Genomic DNA, 15,474 nt, shown 5'->3' with positions numbered 1-15,474 from the left:
CCTCGCTGGATGCGGGCCACAGCCAAGTTGCGCCCCATGCTGTCCGTTCCGCTATTGCGGGAGGTTTCTTCGCGTACCCGGATGCGCTGGCGCCCACCCTCTAGTGGAGCCCCGCCACCGCGCGTGTCGCCCTTGTGGCCGGGCATCCGCGATTCTCGTTTTCAGGCTCTGTGCCGATTATCTGACCACGAACTCTGCGTGTAGCGCCCCCGCCGCCTTCAGGCTCTTCAGTATGTCAATCATGTCGCGCGGAGAAACACCCAGCGCGTTGAGCCCCGCAACAACCTGCGACAGCGAGGCGCCCTCGGGCACTTCGGCCAGGGAAACCCCGCCGTCCTGCTCGATCGAAGCCCCGGTGCGCGGTACGACAACCGTATCGCCCTGCGCGAACGGATTGGGCTGCACAACCAACGGGCTTTCCTCGATCTTCAGTGTCAGGTTCCCCTGCGATACCGCGACCCGCGACAGCCGCACGTCATCGCCCATTACAATCGTACCTGACCGCTGATCGATGACCACCCGCGCCTTACGCTGCGGCTCTACCGGTATGTTTTCGATCCGTCCGATCACATGGGCCGTCGACTTCATGCCGGTTGCGGCTATGTCGATCTCGACGGTGCCGGAATCGCGCATTACTGCGACCCGTTTCCGAAATGCGCGGTTCACGGCTTCTTCGATCCGACCAGCCGTCGTAAAGTCAGGTTCTCGCAAGGCCAGCCTTACGGTGGAAAGTGAGCCGAAATCAAAGTCGATTTCCCGCTCCACCCGGGCGCCAGCCGGAATGATTCCCGACGTCGGCACACCAGTCACGACCTTCGCCGCCTGGCCTTCGGCGGACACCCCGCCGGCCAGAACGGCGCCTTGGGCGACGGCGTAAATCTTGCCGTCCGCCGCATTCAGAGGGGTCATGATCAGCGTGCCGCCCAACAAGCTCTTGGCGTCTCCGATCGCGGACACGGTCACGTCGATCTGGCTCCCAACCCGGGCAAAGGGCGGCAAAACCGCTGTAACCATGACCGCTGCGACATTCTTGGGCCGGAACTGCTCGCCTGTAATATTAACACCCAATCGTTCCAGCATGTTCGACATGATCTCTTCGGTGAACGGCGCGTTCCGCAGACCGTCTCCGGTGCCGTTCAACCCGACCACCAGCCCGTAGCCGACCAGGTCGTTGCCGCGCACGCCATCGATTTCCACCATGTCCTTCAGGCGAACGGCCGCTGCATTGGCGATCATCGGGAAAAGCAGGATGACGAAAAGGAACAATCGGATCATTTCAGAAAGTTCACCAGAGAGAGATTGGCCGACCGGACGGTCACGGTGTAGAGGCTTTCGAGCTGAAACTGCACATCCTTCAAGCGCGTAGCGACTTCGTAGGGGTCAGCAGCAAACAACTCGTTGCGGGTCTGTTCCAATCCCGTCCGCGCCGCCGCGTTGCGAACGCCGAACTCTTCGAGCAGCGACTGGATGTGGCCGATTTCGGCAGCCATTTCCGTGATCTTCCCGTGATCTGTCAATATGCGTTCGCCCGCGCGCTTCAAGAGCGCGCTCTGACCGGCGCCGGTCAGCCCCAAGTCCGGATCCGTCGCAAGAACCGCCAGCGCGGTGTCGCGCAACAGCGCACGAAACGCAGGATCGTCGGCGCGCTTGGCGACGCCCAAGTCCTCTCCGTCAGCGACCCGGAACGGCGTCAGAGAACTCTCGCCGCCACGATAGATCGCCGACGCAAAGCCCGACGGATCCTCAAACCATTGATCGGCCGCTTGCACGACTTCCTGCCAGTCAGAGAGACCACCGAGGACTAATTTCAACTCGGAGATCAGAAGGTCCGCATCCGCCAGCGCCGGTTGATCGGTCGCGGCCCCGGCAAAGAGGCTCCGTCCGGCAATCCGTGTGTTCAATGCCGAAATCGCCGACTCGAGGCTAGATCGGGCCTGCAAACTGGCCTGCGCGCGCTCCTGCGGCATACTGGCTTCGGTCATGCCCAGAAGAAGCGTCCCCAATTCTCGGGCGTCACTTCGCATTCCGTCCAGCACCGATTGCATCGTCGCAGCCATAATATTGGCCTCTTCAATCGCCAGATCGTAGGCATCGAGGCGCGAGAAACGGCTGTTCATGTCCACGACAATCGACATGTCGCCGCCGACGCGTTCGGCAATGTCCATCGTCTGCCCGGATGCCAATTCCGCCGTCAGACGGTCATGCTCGGCCTTGCGTTCCGAGGTCTGAATGCGCAACATCATGCTTCGCGCCAGATCGCCAATGGAAGTAACCGTCATCTCAAAGCTCCAGCAACGCCTGCATCATGGTTTCAACCGCCTGAACAACCCGAGCGTTCGCGGCATATGCCCGCTCGACAACCATGAGGTTTTGCAGTTCGGCATCCGTATCAACGCCCTGCTCCGATTCCAGGCGTTCGAACTCCAATTTCTGAGCGGACAGAAAGCTCAACCTGGCGTCCGATTCCTGACTGCCCTGAACAGCGCGTGACGTGAGAGCGGCGGCAACATCTTCGGCTGTCATTGCTCCGGCCCCCAAGCGATCTTGGGGCAAGAGGCGCGGCGCGGACAAAGCGTCCGCCAGTCGGGTCAAGAGCGCGCCGTCCCCCGGCTCTCCGGGGTCCGACGCCCCCAGCCCGGCCCTGAGACGCCAGCTTTCGCCGTTCCTGGCCGGATCAACAGCCTGATTGAATTCGAGCCGCAAAGAAAGCCCGGTTACCTGCGTCGTGTCGAACGCCGCGCCGGCATCGGTGAAGAGCCCCGGTGATCCCGGCGAAATGGTATCGTCGACCCCGCCGCCTGCAAATCGCTCGATCAGATCCCGCGCCAACAGGTCGAGGTCCGCCTGCGCTTCGACCGTCAGTTCATCGCGAATGCGAAACTGCGCGGCCAAGGCGCCACCGGCGACCGGGCTGCGCTCTCTTCCGGTTCGCACCGGAACACCGTTGATCGACAACCCGGACAAGAGTCCATTTTCGAGCGTCATGTGCGGCATGGTGTCGGTTGCCGGACTGAATTCGAACCGAGCAGGCCGACCGTCCAGCAAAACCGCACCGCCTTTGGAATACAGCGCAACCTGCCCGTGATCCCGTTCCGCGATCCGAACCGGAACGATTTCGTTGATCTCGTCGATCAGCCTCTGCCTCTGGTCGATCAGGGAGGCCGTTTCCGCGCCAGCCACGTCGGCGGCCGTGATCCGGACATTCAGTGCACGCGTGTCTTCGAGCAGCGTGTTCAACCGGTCAACCATGCCCCCGATGCGGCTGTCGGCCCGGTTGCGAAGCTGGCGGAGCCCCTCGGCGGCGCCTGAAACAGCCTGAGCGAGGTCCGACGCCCGACGCGCCACGGTTTCAAGCCGTTCCGTCGCTTCCGGCCGGTTGGCGGCATCGATCAGACTTGCGTGGAAATCCGCGAGGCGCCCGGCGAGCGAACTGCCGTCGGTGCCATCGCCCACCAGCCTCTCCAGTTCCGAATGAAACTCGGCCACGGCGTCTTGCGAGGCCAGTTCCGCCGCAGCCGCCCGCCGGTTCGCCACGATGACCGGGTCCGAATGCCGGACGATTCCAACGATTTGCACGCCCGGTCCGGTTTCCGCCTTGGACGCCAGCTCGACCGAGCGGCGCGCGTAGCCCGGGGTCATCGCATTCGCGATATTCTCGGCGATGACGCCCGAACTGCGAGCGGAGGCCCCCAGACCGGTGAGCGCGCTGCGAAGGGCCGCTGAAATCGTCATGTCCGTCACTCCTGTTTCTTGACTGCCACGCCCGGATCACACGGCCCTATCGCTTGATATTGGTGGTCTCCTGGAGCATCTCGTCCACCGTCTGGATCACTTTGGCGTTCGAAGAATAGGCCCGCTGGGTCTGGATCATCTCGGTCAGTTCGCTGGCAACGTCAGTCGCCGATTCCTCTCGCGCATAGGACACGATGTCCCCGGTGGGTCCCTCGCCCGCATCCCACAGGAAATAGGTGCCGCTTTCAGGCGACGGCACATAGGTCTGATGGTCCAGCGCCACCATGCCGTTCGGGTTCGGCAAATCGACAAGAGGCACCTTGTAGATGGTTCTGGTGATCCCCGTGTCGAAGAAGGCATGAACGAAACCGTTGGCGTCCACTTCGACACTCGTCATGTTCCCGACAGGCGACCCGTCCTTGGAAATCGAAACCGGCGCGAACCGATCCGACAGCTGGGTTATCCCGTCGGTCTCTCCGATATTTCCGATGTCGATCTCGATCGGCCCGCCCGCCACGTTCACGACCATCGTTCCAGTGGCCGGATCATAGGCGCCGCCCGAAACGGTTGAAACCGACGCCAAGGTCCCGCCCGAGGCCCGACTGTCGTCGAAGGTCAGGACATATTCCCCGATCACCGCATTGTCCGAGGCGGTGTCGCGCAGAACCATCGTCCACTCGTTGGAGGAACCCGTGGCGGGAACGGTGGGCGTGAACGAAATTCTGATGCTTTCGGAGGTGCCGAGATTGTCGAAATACTCCACCGACAACTCCTGCGCTTCGCCGGAGGCGGAAGCATCGGTTTCGGTCGCGGGAAGGTTCACGCCCAGCGCCATTCGCGTGGTCGGCTCGCCGGAGAACTGATTGACGTTGATCTGCACCGGCTCCAGCCCCTCGGCCGTGTCGCGCGGATAGCTGGGAACGGTGCCGTCAGGCTGTGCCGGCCAACCCAGAAGAACCAGCCCCGTTTCCGTGGTCAGCAAACCGTCGGAATTGGTGCGGAACGATCCGGTCGTGGTCAGTAGCATCTGCGGCACACCGTTTGCGGCATTCACCTGGGACAGCTTGGCAACCGGCAGCATGCCACGGCCGCGCACCGCCAGATCGGTCGCGTTCGAGGTGGAAACCAGCGCCCCGCGTTCGTCAATCAGGCGCTGGGTAGTCGCGCGCACGCCCCCTGCGGAATAGGTCCCGCCCTGAGAGGAGATTACCATCGAATGGAAATCCGTCTGGACCCGTTTGTAGCCGTAGGTCGAGGAATTGGCGATGTTGTCGGAAATCGAAGCCAGCCGGCTTGCATTCGCTGCCAATCCGGCAACCCCGGCATTGAGAGAAGAGGAAATTGTCATGAACGCGCCTTTCTGATGCTGGAACCGTCTCCGGTTGCAACACATAGCGCGCGGACCATTAAGAAGCGGTTTAACCGCGCATCCCGATCCCGCGAATTGTCGGGAATCGCCCGCTCAGGCGACCGCGACTCTGGGGCGACCGCTGGCCTCGACCACGATTTCGGCCTCGACCAGAACCCGCCGGCCCTCGACCTCGGCGGTGCGCCGCTCGCGCCGAACGCCGAGTTCCGCATCGGCCACCCCGGCCCGCTCGACGGCTTCTGCCGCTTCCCGCCGCAGGGCCAGCTCCAGGCACGCCATGGCCGCGTCGGCATCGGCAAAGTCCTGCGGGCCGTCCGGCAGGTGCGCCCGGAACCTGCCCGGCGCGGGTACCGTCACGACGCCGCGCCGACGCATCGTCACCTGCCCGACCACCGCACCGATGGCATTGGCGACACCCGCGTGCTCGGGCAGGATCATCCGGCCGCGCAACCGTTCGCCCACGGCCGGGTAATAGATCGGCGCCGAGGCGCCCAGTCCGACGATATCCACATTGACCGCCGCATCCAGCCGCAAAAGCCCCCTGTGCCCGCCCAGCGCCTGCCGCATGAGGACATGCCGGGCCAGATCCGCCGGATCCGGGCCGAATGACGGCGCCTCCTCGGCAAGGGCCGCTTCGAGCAGCGCCTGAACCGTCTGTTCGACCAGCTGATCCACGATCAGCTGCGCCATCCCATGCGGATCGGCCGCCAGCGCCTCACCCGATCCGATCCGCTTGCGCGCCCACAGCGTCAACGCCTTCTCGGCCGCCTCGCGGTCCCAGGCCTCGGCCCAGCCCAGCACATGCGCGGCATCCGAAGGCGTGATTCCGCTCAGTTGAACCAGACCTCGATCCTCGAGCCGGGACAGCGCCACGCGATCCATCCGGTTCCGCAGCACCTTGCGCAGCGGCTGAACTCCTTCTGCCAGCCGCTCCAGCAGATGCGCCTCTCGCTCACTCCGCCCATGGGGCTCCACGCCCCGAACAGCGCGGACAAAGACGGCGTCCATCTCGCCGGGCGCGGCCGCGCGCAGATCGGCGTCCAGCGCCGCATGCACCACCTCGGGGGCCTCATGCGCCAGCAGGGACACAGGCACGACCCGGCGCGGGCCGAGCGTGACACCGCCCACCAAGCCTTGCGCGCGCAGATGCACCTGGCTGTCGCCGCCCAGCCCCCATGTCCGCATCGCCACGGCCTCGACCATGGTCTGGAACCCGCCGACCCGCGCCCCTTCGGGGGCAATCGCCGGCCGCCCGTCACGCAAAAGCGCCACATCCGTGGTCGTCCCGCCGATATCGCTGACCAGCGCGTTCTCGACGCCGGTCAACCAGCGGGCGCCGACGATCGACGCCGCCGGCCCGCTCAGGATCGTTTCGATCGGCCGGCTGCGCGCCTGAGCAGCGGACATCAGCGCCCCGTCCCCCCGCACCACCATCAAAGGCGCGTCGATCCCCAGTTCGGCCAGGACATGCTGCGCCCGGCCGATGAGTCTATCGATCATGCCGATCAGCCGCGCATTCAGAACCGCGGTCACCGCACGTTTTGGGCCGTTGAGCCTGGCCGAAAGATGGTGCGAACAGGTCGCGGGGGTCCCGGTCATCTCGGTCACCAACCGCGCAACGGCAAGCTCATGCGCCGGATTGCGCGTGGCAAAGCGCCCGGCAACGGCGAACCCCGACACGCCGCGCCCTTCGGCGGTCAGAAACGCCTCCAGCGCCGCCAGATCCAGCGGCGCCAGTTCGCGCCCCGAATGATCGTGCCCGCCGGCCATGACCAGAACCGGGTCGCCCCTGAGCGCCTCGCGCAGACCGTGGCGTTCCAGGCCGGCCGCCTCGAACCCGATGTAAATCAGCGCCACGCGCCCGCCCTGCCCTTCGACCAGCGCATTGGTTGCCAGCGTCGTCGAAAGCGATGCCATGCCGATTTCACCGGGCGCGACCGCCGCCGCCCCCACCACCGACCGCACGGCCTCGCCTATCCCGATCGCCAGATCGTGGCGCGTGGTCAACGCCTTGGCGCTGGCCAGCACTTCTTCGCCGCGGATCAGCACCGCATCCGTATAGGTGCCGCCCGTATCAACCCCCAGCAGAAGGCTCATCCGCCATCCTCCAGTCCTTCCGCCGGATGCAACCCGGCCGCCAACCGCGTCTTGCCCGCTTGCGTCACCCGGACAATCGTTTCACGGCCCATCTCGCCGCATCCGCCACGACCGGATCATCATCACCGACCAGCGCCTGCGCCGCCGATCGCAGCTCCGGATCACCGGAATTGCCGATCGCGTACAACACGTTCCGCACGAACCGCCCCCGCCGGATCCGCTTGATCGGCGAGCCCGAGAACATCGCCCGAAACCCCACGTCGTCCAGCGCCGCCAGTTCCCTCAACCGCGGCGCCCGCAACGCATCGCGCGCGGCATAACGCATGTCGCTCGCAGTGACAGCGAACTTGTTCCACGGGCAGGCCGCCAGACAGTCGTCACAGCCGTAGATCCGGTTGCCCAACTTCTCCCGCAACGGCTCGCCCACCGGCCCGTCATGTTCGATCGTGAGATACGAAATGCAACGCCGCGCATCCAGCTGATAGGGCGCCGGAAAGGCATCCGTCGGACAAGCCGCCAGGCACGCCCGGCAGGATCCGCAGTGGTCCTGCTCGGGCGGATCGACGGGCAATTCCAGAGTCGTGAACACCGCCCCCAGAAAGGCCCAGTTCCCCCAACGACGGCTCACCAGATTGGTATGCTTGCCCTGCCAGCCGATCCCGGCGGCCTGCCCCAACGGCTTTTCCGGCACCGGCGCGGTGTCCACGAACACCTTCACCTCGCCCCCGGCCTCGGCGATCAGCCACCGCGCCAGCCGCTTCAGGCGCTTCTTGACGATATCGTGATAGTCGCGATTGCGCGCATAAACCGAAATCGCCCCGCGGCCGGGCCGCCCCACCACCGCCATGGGGTCCTCCGCCGGCGTATAGCTCTCGGCCAGCATGATCACCGACCGCGCCTCGGGCCACAGCGCGGCCGGATTGCCCCGCCACGCCATCCGCTCGGCCATCCAGCGCATCTGGCCGTGCCGGCCAGCCGCAACGAACGCAGCCAGACGCTCCGCCACCTCGGGCACCGCCCACGGCCGGCAGATGCCGACATCCACGAACCCCTCCTCCAGGGCACGCGCAACCAACCTCTTCTTCAGCTCATCCATGCTTCTTTCTGGTCCGAAATACACCGGGGGGAGGCCGCAGGCCGGGGGGCAGCGCCCCCCGCCGCCCTCTCGAATCAGAAATCCAGATCGGCATAATGCGGCGGTGGCCGGAAACCGGGAATCTGATCGGCCAGAATCGACCGGAACGCGGGGCGCGATTTGATCTTGGCATACCAGTCCTTGACTACCGACTGCCGGTTCCAGTCCACGTCCGAAATGTAATCCAGCGAACTCAGATGCGCTGCGGCGGCAAAATCCGCCAACGTCATCACATCTCCCGCCAGCCACCGCCGCCGGTCCAGAAGCCACGCCATGTAGTCCAGATGAAACTTGATCGCCCGCGCACCCGCCTTCACGCTGCGGCTGTCCGGATAGCCCTCGCCGGTGATTTTCTTGTTCACCCGCTCATACAACAGCTTCGACGTCACCTCGTTGTGGAACTTGTCATCGAACCACCCCACCAGCCGCCGCACCTCGTATCGCTGGGCGGGATCCCTGGGCAACAGCGGCGGCTCGGGGCGCGTTTCCTCGACATATTCGCAGATCGCGGTGCTTTCGGCCATGGTCTGCCCGTCCAGCCGCAGAACCGGCACCTTGCCGGCGGGGTTGCGGCGCAGGAACTCCATGCTGCCCTCCCAATAGCGCTCTTCCACCAGTTCCACCTCGATCTTCTTCTCGGCCAGAACCAGCCGCACCTTGCGGCAGAAGGGGGACAGCGGAACGTGAAACAGTCGGGCCATGATGATCCTGAAACAATCGGGAAAGGTTCTTCCAGATAGCCTTGCCGGGCGGGAGACTTCAATCCTCGAAACAGGCCGCGCGCCCATCAACGCGGATCGTTGCCGCCCCGTCCATGATCGCGGCGGCGCGCCTGTTCAACGCCGCCGAGGGCCGCGCAGGGCTCCGCCCCTTGGGATCGGGCAGAACCGCCGCGATCAGTGCCGCCTGCGGGGCCGTCAGCTCGGCTGCCCCCACCCCGAAATGATGCCGCGCCGCAGCCTCGATGCCAAAGACGCCTTCGCCCATTTCGGCCACGTTCAGATAGACTTCCAGAATGCGCCGCTTGGTCCAGAACAGTTCCACCACCGGCGTGATCAGCGTCTCCAACGCCTTGCGGAACCAGCTTCGCCCCTGCCACAGGAAAACGTTTTTCACCGTCTGTTGCGTGATGCTCGAGGCCCCGCGCACCGCACCCGACTCGATCGCCTTGCGAATCGCCGCCACGTCGAACCCCCAGTGCAGGCAGAAATTGGCGTCCTCCGCCGCCACCACCGACCGCGCCGCAACCGGGGCGATCCTTTCCATCGGTACCCAGTCGCGTTCGATCGTCCCCAGCCGACGATATTCCGAAACCATGGTCCAGGTGATCGGCGGATTCACCACCGAAAACAGCGCCACCAGCGCCAGCATCCCGACCGCCAGAATCGACGCGGCCCGCACCAGAAAGCGCGCCACCCGACGGCCCGGCCTCCTTTCGCTCGTCCGTTTCGTCCTGCCCCGGCGGTTTGCGCCCTTTTTGGACCGGTTTCCTGCCCGTCTTGCCATGCCCCACCTATAGGGCAGGCATGGCCCCGCGGCAAACCGCCTCGGCCAGGATCCGCGCCTCGGCCCGGCCCGCCTCCGGCCGAACCAGCTTCGGCGGGCGCACCCGGCCGGGAAACAGCGCCGCGCCCTCGGCCCGCCCCGCGACGCTGGCAAAGTGGCTTTCCGTCCACACCCCTTCGGAGCTCACCAGCGCATGACGGTCGAACCCGAGGTGCAGATAGGTCACCGCGCCGCCCTGTCGCACCCGAACGCGGCGGCCGTCCACCAGATGGCGCGCCGCGACCAGAACCTCGGGCCGACCGACATGCAGCTCGGCCGCCCATCCGGTGACGAGCACCCGATGCGCAGGGCTTACCAGCAAGGGCCGACGGTTCCCCAGAACCCCCGCTCCGATCCGAACGGGCGCGAACTGCCCACGGGCGGACACCGTCCGGCGCCCCACCCAGACCACAGCGAGATATCCGTCATCCTTCGTCAGAACCCTGTCGCCCCGGCCGATCGCCTCCACCGGGCGCGGGCCGCAGTCGGTATCGATCAACGTGCCGGGCGTGAAGCAGGCTGGTTCCAGATCGGCCAGCTCGAGCGTGCCGTTGGTCTTGACGAACGAAGAGCTGACGAATTCGGCATCCTTCAGCACCGTGCCGTCGGTCGGCGTGAACACCGCCGACATTCCCTTGGCGTAGATCGTCGCGCCCTTGACCGTCACCAGCCCTTCGCCGGGGATCTTTACCGTCACCGTATCGCCGTTCCAGACATGGGTGACCCGATGCCCGTCGATCGAATCGCAGCCCCAGCGGTTGATCTCGCCATCGCCGCCGCGGTCGGTGAAAGTCAGCTCACGCACCTCAAGCGCGGCCCCCGGTTTCGGGGGAACCGCCGGATCCAGCACCCAGAACTGATCGGTGTGCTCGACCGCGTGGTCGCCCTTGTTCCAGAAACTTTTGAACTTGCCGCTCATGCCGCGCCCGCTTTGTCTTCGCAGGTGACAGGCTCTCCCAAAGGTTTTGAAAATTCGTTCCCGCAGACGAAAACCGGGGCCCCTGACAGGACCCCGGATCGAGACTTTCCAGAAAATTCTACCGTTACTCGGCGGGCACTGCCGTTTCCTCGACCGTGAGCGGCACCGGCAGATGCGGCAGCATCTCTTTGGGGCAGACCTGCAGGAAGTTCGCCCGTTCAACATCCCAGTGCTGAAGGATGTCGGCGGCCTTGCGGCTGCCGGTTTCGGCCTCGTGGCGCTCGATCAGGATCTTCAGCTGGCGCTCCCAATGCTCGACCGTGACCGGGCAGGTCACCAGCGTCTCCATGTTCATCAGCGCCTCGGCCTTGCGCTCGGGGTCGTAGAGATAGGCCATGCCCCCGGTCATGCCCGCACCGAAATTGGCGCCGATCGAACCCAGGATCACCGCCACGCCGCCGGTCATGTATTCGCAACCGTTGGAGCCGCAGCCCTCGACCACCACATGGGCGCCCGAATTGCGCACCGCGAACCGCTCGCCCGCGCGTCCCGCCGCGAACAGATAGCCGTCGGTCGCACCGTAAAGCACGGTGTTGCCGATGATGGTGTTCTGATCGGCCACCAGCGGGCTGGCCATCGGCGGACGCACCACGATGGTGCCCCCCGACAGGCCCTTGCCGACATAATCGTTGGCATCGCCCGACACCTCGATCTTGAGCCCCGGCGCAGCGAAGGCGCCCAGCGACTGGCCCGCGCTGCCCTGAAGCTTGATGTGCAGGTGGTCGTGCTGGAACGCGTTGCGCATTCCAAAGTTCTGCACAATGTGGCTGGAGACCCGCGTGCCCACCGAACGATGCGTGTTCTGCACCGCATAGGTCAGCTGCATCTTTTCGCCGTCCTTCAGGAACCGGGCCGCGTCGCGCACGATCTCGGCATCCAGCGTGTCCGGCACCTCGTTGCGCGGCTTGTTGCGGTCATAGACGATGTCCGCGGCGCCATCGACGGTGATCAGCATCGGGTTCAGGTCCAGATCATCCAGATGCGCCGCCCCGCGCGACACCTGCGCCAGCAGATCGGCCCGCCCGATCACCTCGTCCAGAGAGCGCGCGCCCAGGCTGGCCAGGATCTCACGCACCTCCTGCGCGTAGAAGGTGATGAGGTTCACGACCTTGTCGGCGGTGCCGGTGAACTTGGCCCGCAGGCGTTCGTCCTGGGTGCAGACGCCCACCGGGCAGGTGTTCGACTGACACTGGCGCACCATGATGCAGCCCATCGCGATCAGCGCGGCGGTGCCGATGCCGTATTCCTCGGCCCCCATCATCGCCGCCATCACGATGTCGCGCCCCGTGCGCAGGCCCCCGTCGGTGCGCAGCGTCACCCGATCGCGCAGGTTGTTCATCGCCAGAACCTGATGCGCCTCGGTCAGGCCCATCTCCCACGGCAGTCCCGCATACTTGATCGAAGTGGCAGGGCTGGCCCCGGTACCGCCGTTGTGCCCCGAGATCAGGATCACGTCGGCCTTGGCCTTGGCCACGCCGGCCGCGATCGTGCCGACACCGGAGGAGGCGACCAGCTTGACGCAGACCTTGGCGCGCGGGTTGATCTGTTTCAGGTCATAGATCAGCTGCGCCAGATCCTCGATCGAATAGATGTCGTGATGCGGCGGGGGCGAGATCAGCGTCACGCCCGGCGTCGAATGCCGCAGCCGCGCGATCAGTTCCGTGACTTTCAGCCCCGGAAGCTGACCGCCCTCGCCCGGCTTGGCGCCCTGGGCCACCTTGATCTCGAGCTCTTCGCACTGGTTGAGATATTCCGCCGTCACGCCGAACCGGCCCGAGGCCACCTGCTTGATCTTGGCGCTGGGGTTGTCGCCGTTGGGTTCGGGCACGAAATGCGCCGGATCCTCGCCGCCCTCGCCGCTGTCCGACTTGGCGCCGATGCGGTTCATCGCCACGTTCAGCGTCTTGTGCGCCTCGGGGCTGAGCGCACCCAGCGACATGCCCGGCGTGACGAACCGCTTGCGGATGGCGGTGATCGATTCCACCTCTTCCAGCGGCACCGGCTTGCCCAGCGGCTTGAAGTCCATCAAGTCGCGCAGATGGATCGGCGGGTTGGCTTGGATCTGCGCCGAATACTGCTTCCACAGCTGATAGGAGGCGCGGTTGCAGGCCTGCTGCATCAGGTGCATCGCGGTTGCGGTCCAGGCATGTGTTTCGCCGCTCGCGCGCGCCTTGTAGAAGCCGCCGATCGGCAGAACGTCCAGACCGGAGTGCCACCCCTTGGCGTGGATCTCCTCGGCCTTGACCTGGATGCCGCTGACGCCGATGCCGGAAATCCGGCTGACCATGCCCGGGAAATACTCCGCGCACATTGCGCGGGACAGGCCCACCGCCTCGAAGTTCAGCCCGCCGCGATAGGACGAGATCACGCTGATCCCCATCTTGGACATGATCTTCAAGAGGCCTTGGTCGATCGCCTCGCGGTAGCGCGCCATGTTCTCGGTCAGCGTGCCCTCCAGCAGACCGCGCTCGATCCGGTCGGCCAGCGTGTCTTCGGCCAGATAGGGGTTCACGACGGTCGCGCCGCAGCCGATCAGCACCGCAAAGTAATGCGGGTCGATGCATTCCGCCGACCGCACGTTCAGCGAACAGAAGGTGCGCAGACCCTGCCGCGTCAGATGGCTGTGCACCGCGCTGGTGGCGAGAATCATCGGCATCGCCACCTTGTCCGGCCCCGAATGGTGATCGGTGAGCACCAGATGCCCCGCGCCCGAGCGCACCGCGTCCTCGGCCTCGGCCCGGATCCGCGCCAGCGCCGCGTTCAACGCGCCTTCGCCCCGCTCGAAAGTGCAGTCGATTTCCACCAGGGGCGAGTTGAACTGCTTGACCAGCTCGGCCCATTGCGCGTTGCCGACAAAGGGGCTGTCCAGCACGATGATCTCGGTCTGACTGCTGTCCTCGTCCAGCACGTTCTTGAGATTGCCGAACCGGGTCTTGAGGCTCATCACCCGGTATTCCCGCAGACTGTCGATCGGCGGGTTGGTCACCTGGCTGAAATTCTGCCGGAAATAATGGCTCAGCGGGCGATACTGCTTGCTCAGCACTGCCGCAGGCGTGTCGTCGCCCATGGAGGCGACCACCTCCTTACCGTCCTCGGCCATCGGCGCGAGGATCTGTTCGACCTCTTCCAGCGTGTAGCCGGCCGCGATCTGCCGTTTGCGCAGCTCTTCGCCGGTGAACATCGGCGCTTCGGTGACCCTGTCCAGCACCTCGCCCAGGTCGTTGATCTTCTCGACCCATTCGCCAAAGGGCTGGGCGGCGGCCAGCTTGTCCTTGATCTCCGCGTCGTGGTAGAGCCTGCCTTCGGCCATGTCCACGGCCAGCATCTGCCCCGGCCCCAGCGCGCCCTTTTCGCGCACGGTGGTCTCGTCGACCGGCACCATGCCCGCCTCGGACCCGGCAATCACCAGCCCTTCGCCGGTCACCACATAGCGCATCGGCCGCAGCCCGTTGCGGTCGAGCCCCGCGCAGACCCAGCGGCCATCGGTCATCGCCAGAGCGGCGGGACCGTCCCAAGGCTCCATCACGCTGTTGCAATAGGAATACATGTCGCGCCAGGCCTTGGGCAGTTCGACCGCCTGCTTGGACCAGCTTTCGGGGACCAGCATGGTCTTGGCCATCGGCGCGCTGCGTCCTGCGCGCACCAGCACCTCGAACACCGCATCCAGCGCCGCCGAATCCGACGACCCCTGCGGCACGATCGGCTTGATGTCCTCGGCCTTTTCGCCGAAATAGGACGAGGCCATGCGGATCTCGTGGCTCTTCATCCAGTTCAGGTTGCCCTTCAGCGTGTTGATCTCGCCGTTATGCGCCAGCATCCGGAACGGCTGCGCCAGCCACCATTGCGGGAAGGTGTTGGTGGAATAGCGCTGGTGGTAGATCGCAAAGGCGCTCTCGAACCGGTCGTCCTTGAGATCGGGGTAGAACTCGGCCACCTGCTCGGCCAGCATCATGCCCTTGTAGATGATGCTGCGGCAGCTGAGCGAAGCGATGTAGAGCCCGCTGATGTTCTGCGCGGCGGCGGCCTTCTCGATCCGGCGGCGGATGACATAGAGCTCGCGCTCGAACTGTTCCTCGTCCACGCCCTTGCTGTTCGAAATCAGGATCTGTTCGATCTCGGGCCGGGTGGCGTTGGCCTTTTCGCCCAGAACGTCGATATTTACCGGAACGTGCCGCCAGCCGTAGATGTAATAGCCCATCCGCAGGATCTCGGTCTCGATGATCGTGCGGCAGGTTTCCTGCGCGGCGAAATCGGTGCGCGGCAGGAACACCTGACCCACCGCGATCAGCTGATCCATGCGGGGTTCGTGGCCGGTGCGCTTGATCTGGTCGTAGAAGAACGGCACCGGGATCTGCACATGGATGCCCGCGCCGTCGCCGGTCTTGCCGTCGGCATCCACCGCGCCGCGATGCCAGACCGCCTTGAGCGCCTCGATCCCGGCCTCGACCACCTTGCGGCTTTTCTTGCCGTCGATCGACACGACAAGCCCCACCCCGCACGAGGAATGCTCGTCCTCTTCGCGATACATGCCGTTATCGGCCATCCACTTGCGGCGGGCCTCTTCCTCGCGGACCCAGTTCGCATCGTATTTGGTCATTGGCGTTCTCCTTGTTCCGT

At 65.2% G+C, this 15,474-nt stretch carries 10 protein-coding genes; all 10 read right to left on the bottom strand.

All coding sequences use genetic code 11. The annotated features are described in order from the left end of the window. Positions 1-177: 177 nt before the first annotated feature. A complete protein-coding gene (locus tag C4S70_RS13290; RefSeq protein WP_104008598.1) occupies positions 178-1,275 on the bottom strand; it encodes a flagellar basal body P-ring protein FlgI in 1,098 nt (365 codons plus the stop codon). Further along, on the bottom strand, positions 1,272-2,279 hold the full coding sequence (locus tag C4S70_RS13285) for a flagellin N-terminal helical domain-containing protein (RefSeq protein ID WP_104008597.1): 1,008 nt from the start codon (positions 2,277-2,279) through the stop codon (positions 1,272-1,274). Before C4S70_RS13285 ends, C4S70_RS13290 begins: the two co-directional genes overlap by 4 nt. Before the next feature lies 1 nt (position 2,280). After that, positions 2,281-3,732, bottom strand: a complete 1,452-nt coding sequence (flgK, locus tag C4S70_RS13280; RefSeq protein ID WP_104008596.1) for a flagellar hook-associated protein FlgK — start codon at positions 3,730-3,732, stop codon at positions 2,281-2,283. 46 nt (positions 3,733-3,778) lie between these two features. Beyond that, a complete protein-coding gene (locus tag C4S70_RS13275; RefSeq protein ID WP_104008595.1) occupies positions 3,779-5,080 on the bottom strand; it encodes a flagellar hook protein FlgE in 1,302 nt (433 codons plus the stop codon). A 114-nt stretch (positions 5,081-5,194) separates the two neighbouring features. Continuing rightward, positions 5,195-7,198, bottom strand: a complete 2,004-nt coding sequence (locus C4S70_RS13270; RefSeq protein ID WP_104008594.1) for a hydantoinase/oxoprolinase N-terminal domain-containing protein — start codon at positions 7,196-7,198, stop codon at positions 5,195-5,197. A gap of 64 nt (positions 7,199-7,262) precedes the next feature. Then, positions 7,263-8,294 carry a tRNA epoxyqueuosine(34) reductase QueG gene (gene queG / locus C4S70_RS13265; protein ID WP_104008593.1) on the bottom strand — a complete coding sequence of 344 codons (1,032 nt, stop codon included), beginning with the start codon at positions 8,292-8,294 and terminating at the stop codon, positions 7,263-7,265. 74 nt (positions 8,295-8,368) lie between these two features. Continuing rightward, positions 8,369-9,034, bottom strand: a complete 666-nt coding sequence (gene fzlA / locus C4S70_RS13260; RefSeq protein WP_104008592.1) for an FtsZ-binding protein FzlA — start codon at positions 9,032-9,034, stop codon at positions 8,369-8,371. A 58-nt stretch (positions 9,035-9,092) separates the two neighbouring features. Then, a complete protein-coding gene (mtgA, locus tag C4S70_RS13255; RefSeq protein ID WP_104008591.1) occupies positions 9,093-9,839 on the bottom strand; it encodes a monofunctional biosynthetic peptidoglycan transglycosylase in 747 nt (248 codons plus the stop codon). Between the two features lie 7 nt (positions 9,840-9,846). Then, positions 9,847-10,797 carry a Hint domain-containing protein gene (locus C4S70_RS13250; RefSeq protein ID WP_104008590.1) on the bottom strand — a complete coding sequence of 317 codons (951 nt, stop codon included), beginning with the start codon at positions 10,795-10,797 and terminating at the stop codon, positions 9,847-9,849. Between the two features lie 124 nt (positions 10,798-10,921). Continuing rightward, complete coding sequence (gene gltB / locus C4S70_RS13245; protein ID WP_104008589.1) at positions 10,922-15,454, bottom strand: glutamate synthase large subunit; 4,533 nt, start codon at positions 15,452-15,454, stop codon at positions 10,922-10,924. Positions 15,455-15,474 lie beyond the last annotated feature (20 nt).

Source organism: Jhaorihella thermophila (assembly GCF_900108275.1).
Classification (GTDB): domain Bacteria; phylum Pseudomonadota; class Alphaproteobacteria; order Rhodobacterales; family Rhodobacteraceae; genus Jhaorihella; species Jhaorihella thermophila.
The sequence above is the reverse complement of the archived record's forward strand: the minus strand, read 5'-3'. Positions and strand labels throughout refer to the sequence as shown.

What these genes read in the sequence shown, in the direction of transcription:
- mtgA (WP_104008591.1), bottom strand. Translation starts at nt 9,839, where the DNA reads ATGGCAAGACGGGCAGGAAACCGGTCCAAAAAGGGCGCAAACCGCCGG.
- fzlA (WP_104008592.1), bottom strand. Translation starts at nt 9,034, where the DNA reads ATGGCCCGACTGTTTCACGTTCCGCTGTCCCCCTTCTGCCGCAAGGTG.
- C4S70_RS13270 (WP_104008594.1), bottom strand. Translation starts at nt 7,198, where the DNA reads ATGAGCCTTCTGCTGGGGGTTGATACGGGCGGCACCTATACGGATGCG.
- C4S70_RS13250 (WP_104008590.1), bottom strand. Translation starts at nt 10,797, where the DNA reads ATGAGCGGCAAGTTCAAAAGTTTCTGGAACAAGGGCGACCACGCGGTC.
- flgK (WP_104008596.1), bottom strand. Translation starts at nt 3,732, where the DNA reads ATGACGATTTCAGCGGCCCTTCGCAGCGCGCTCACCGGTCTGGGGGCC.
- queG (WP_104008593.1), bottom strand. Translation starts at nt 8,294, where the DNA reads ATGGATGAGCTGAAGAAGAGGTTGGTTGCGCGTGCCCTGGAGGAGGGG.
- C4S70_RS13275 (WP_104008595.1), bottom strand. Translation starts at nt 5,080, where the DNA reads ATGACAATTTCCTCTTCTCTCAATGCCGGGGTTGCCGGATTGGCAGCG.
- C4S70_RS13285 (WP_104008597.1), bottom strand. Translation starts at nt 2,279, where the DNA reads ATGACGGTTACTTCCATTGGCGATCTGGCGCGAAGCATGATGTTGCGC.
- gltB (WP_104008589.1), bottom strand. Translation starts at nt 15,454, where the DNA reads ATGACCAAATACGATGCGAACTGGGTCCGCGAGGAAGAGGCCCGCCGC.
- C4S70_RS13290 (WP_104008598.1), bottom strand. Translation starts at nt 1,275, where the DNA reads ATGATCCGATTGTTCCTTTTCGTCATCCTGCTTTTCCCGATGATCGCC.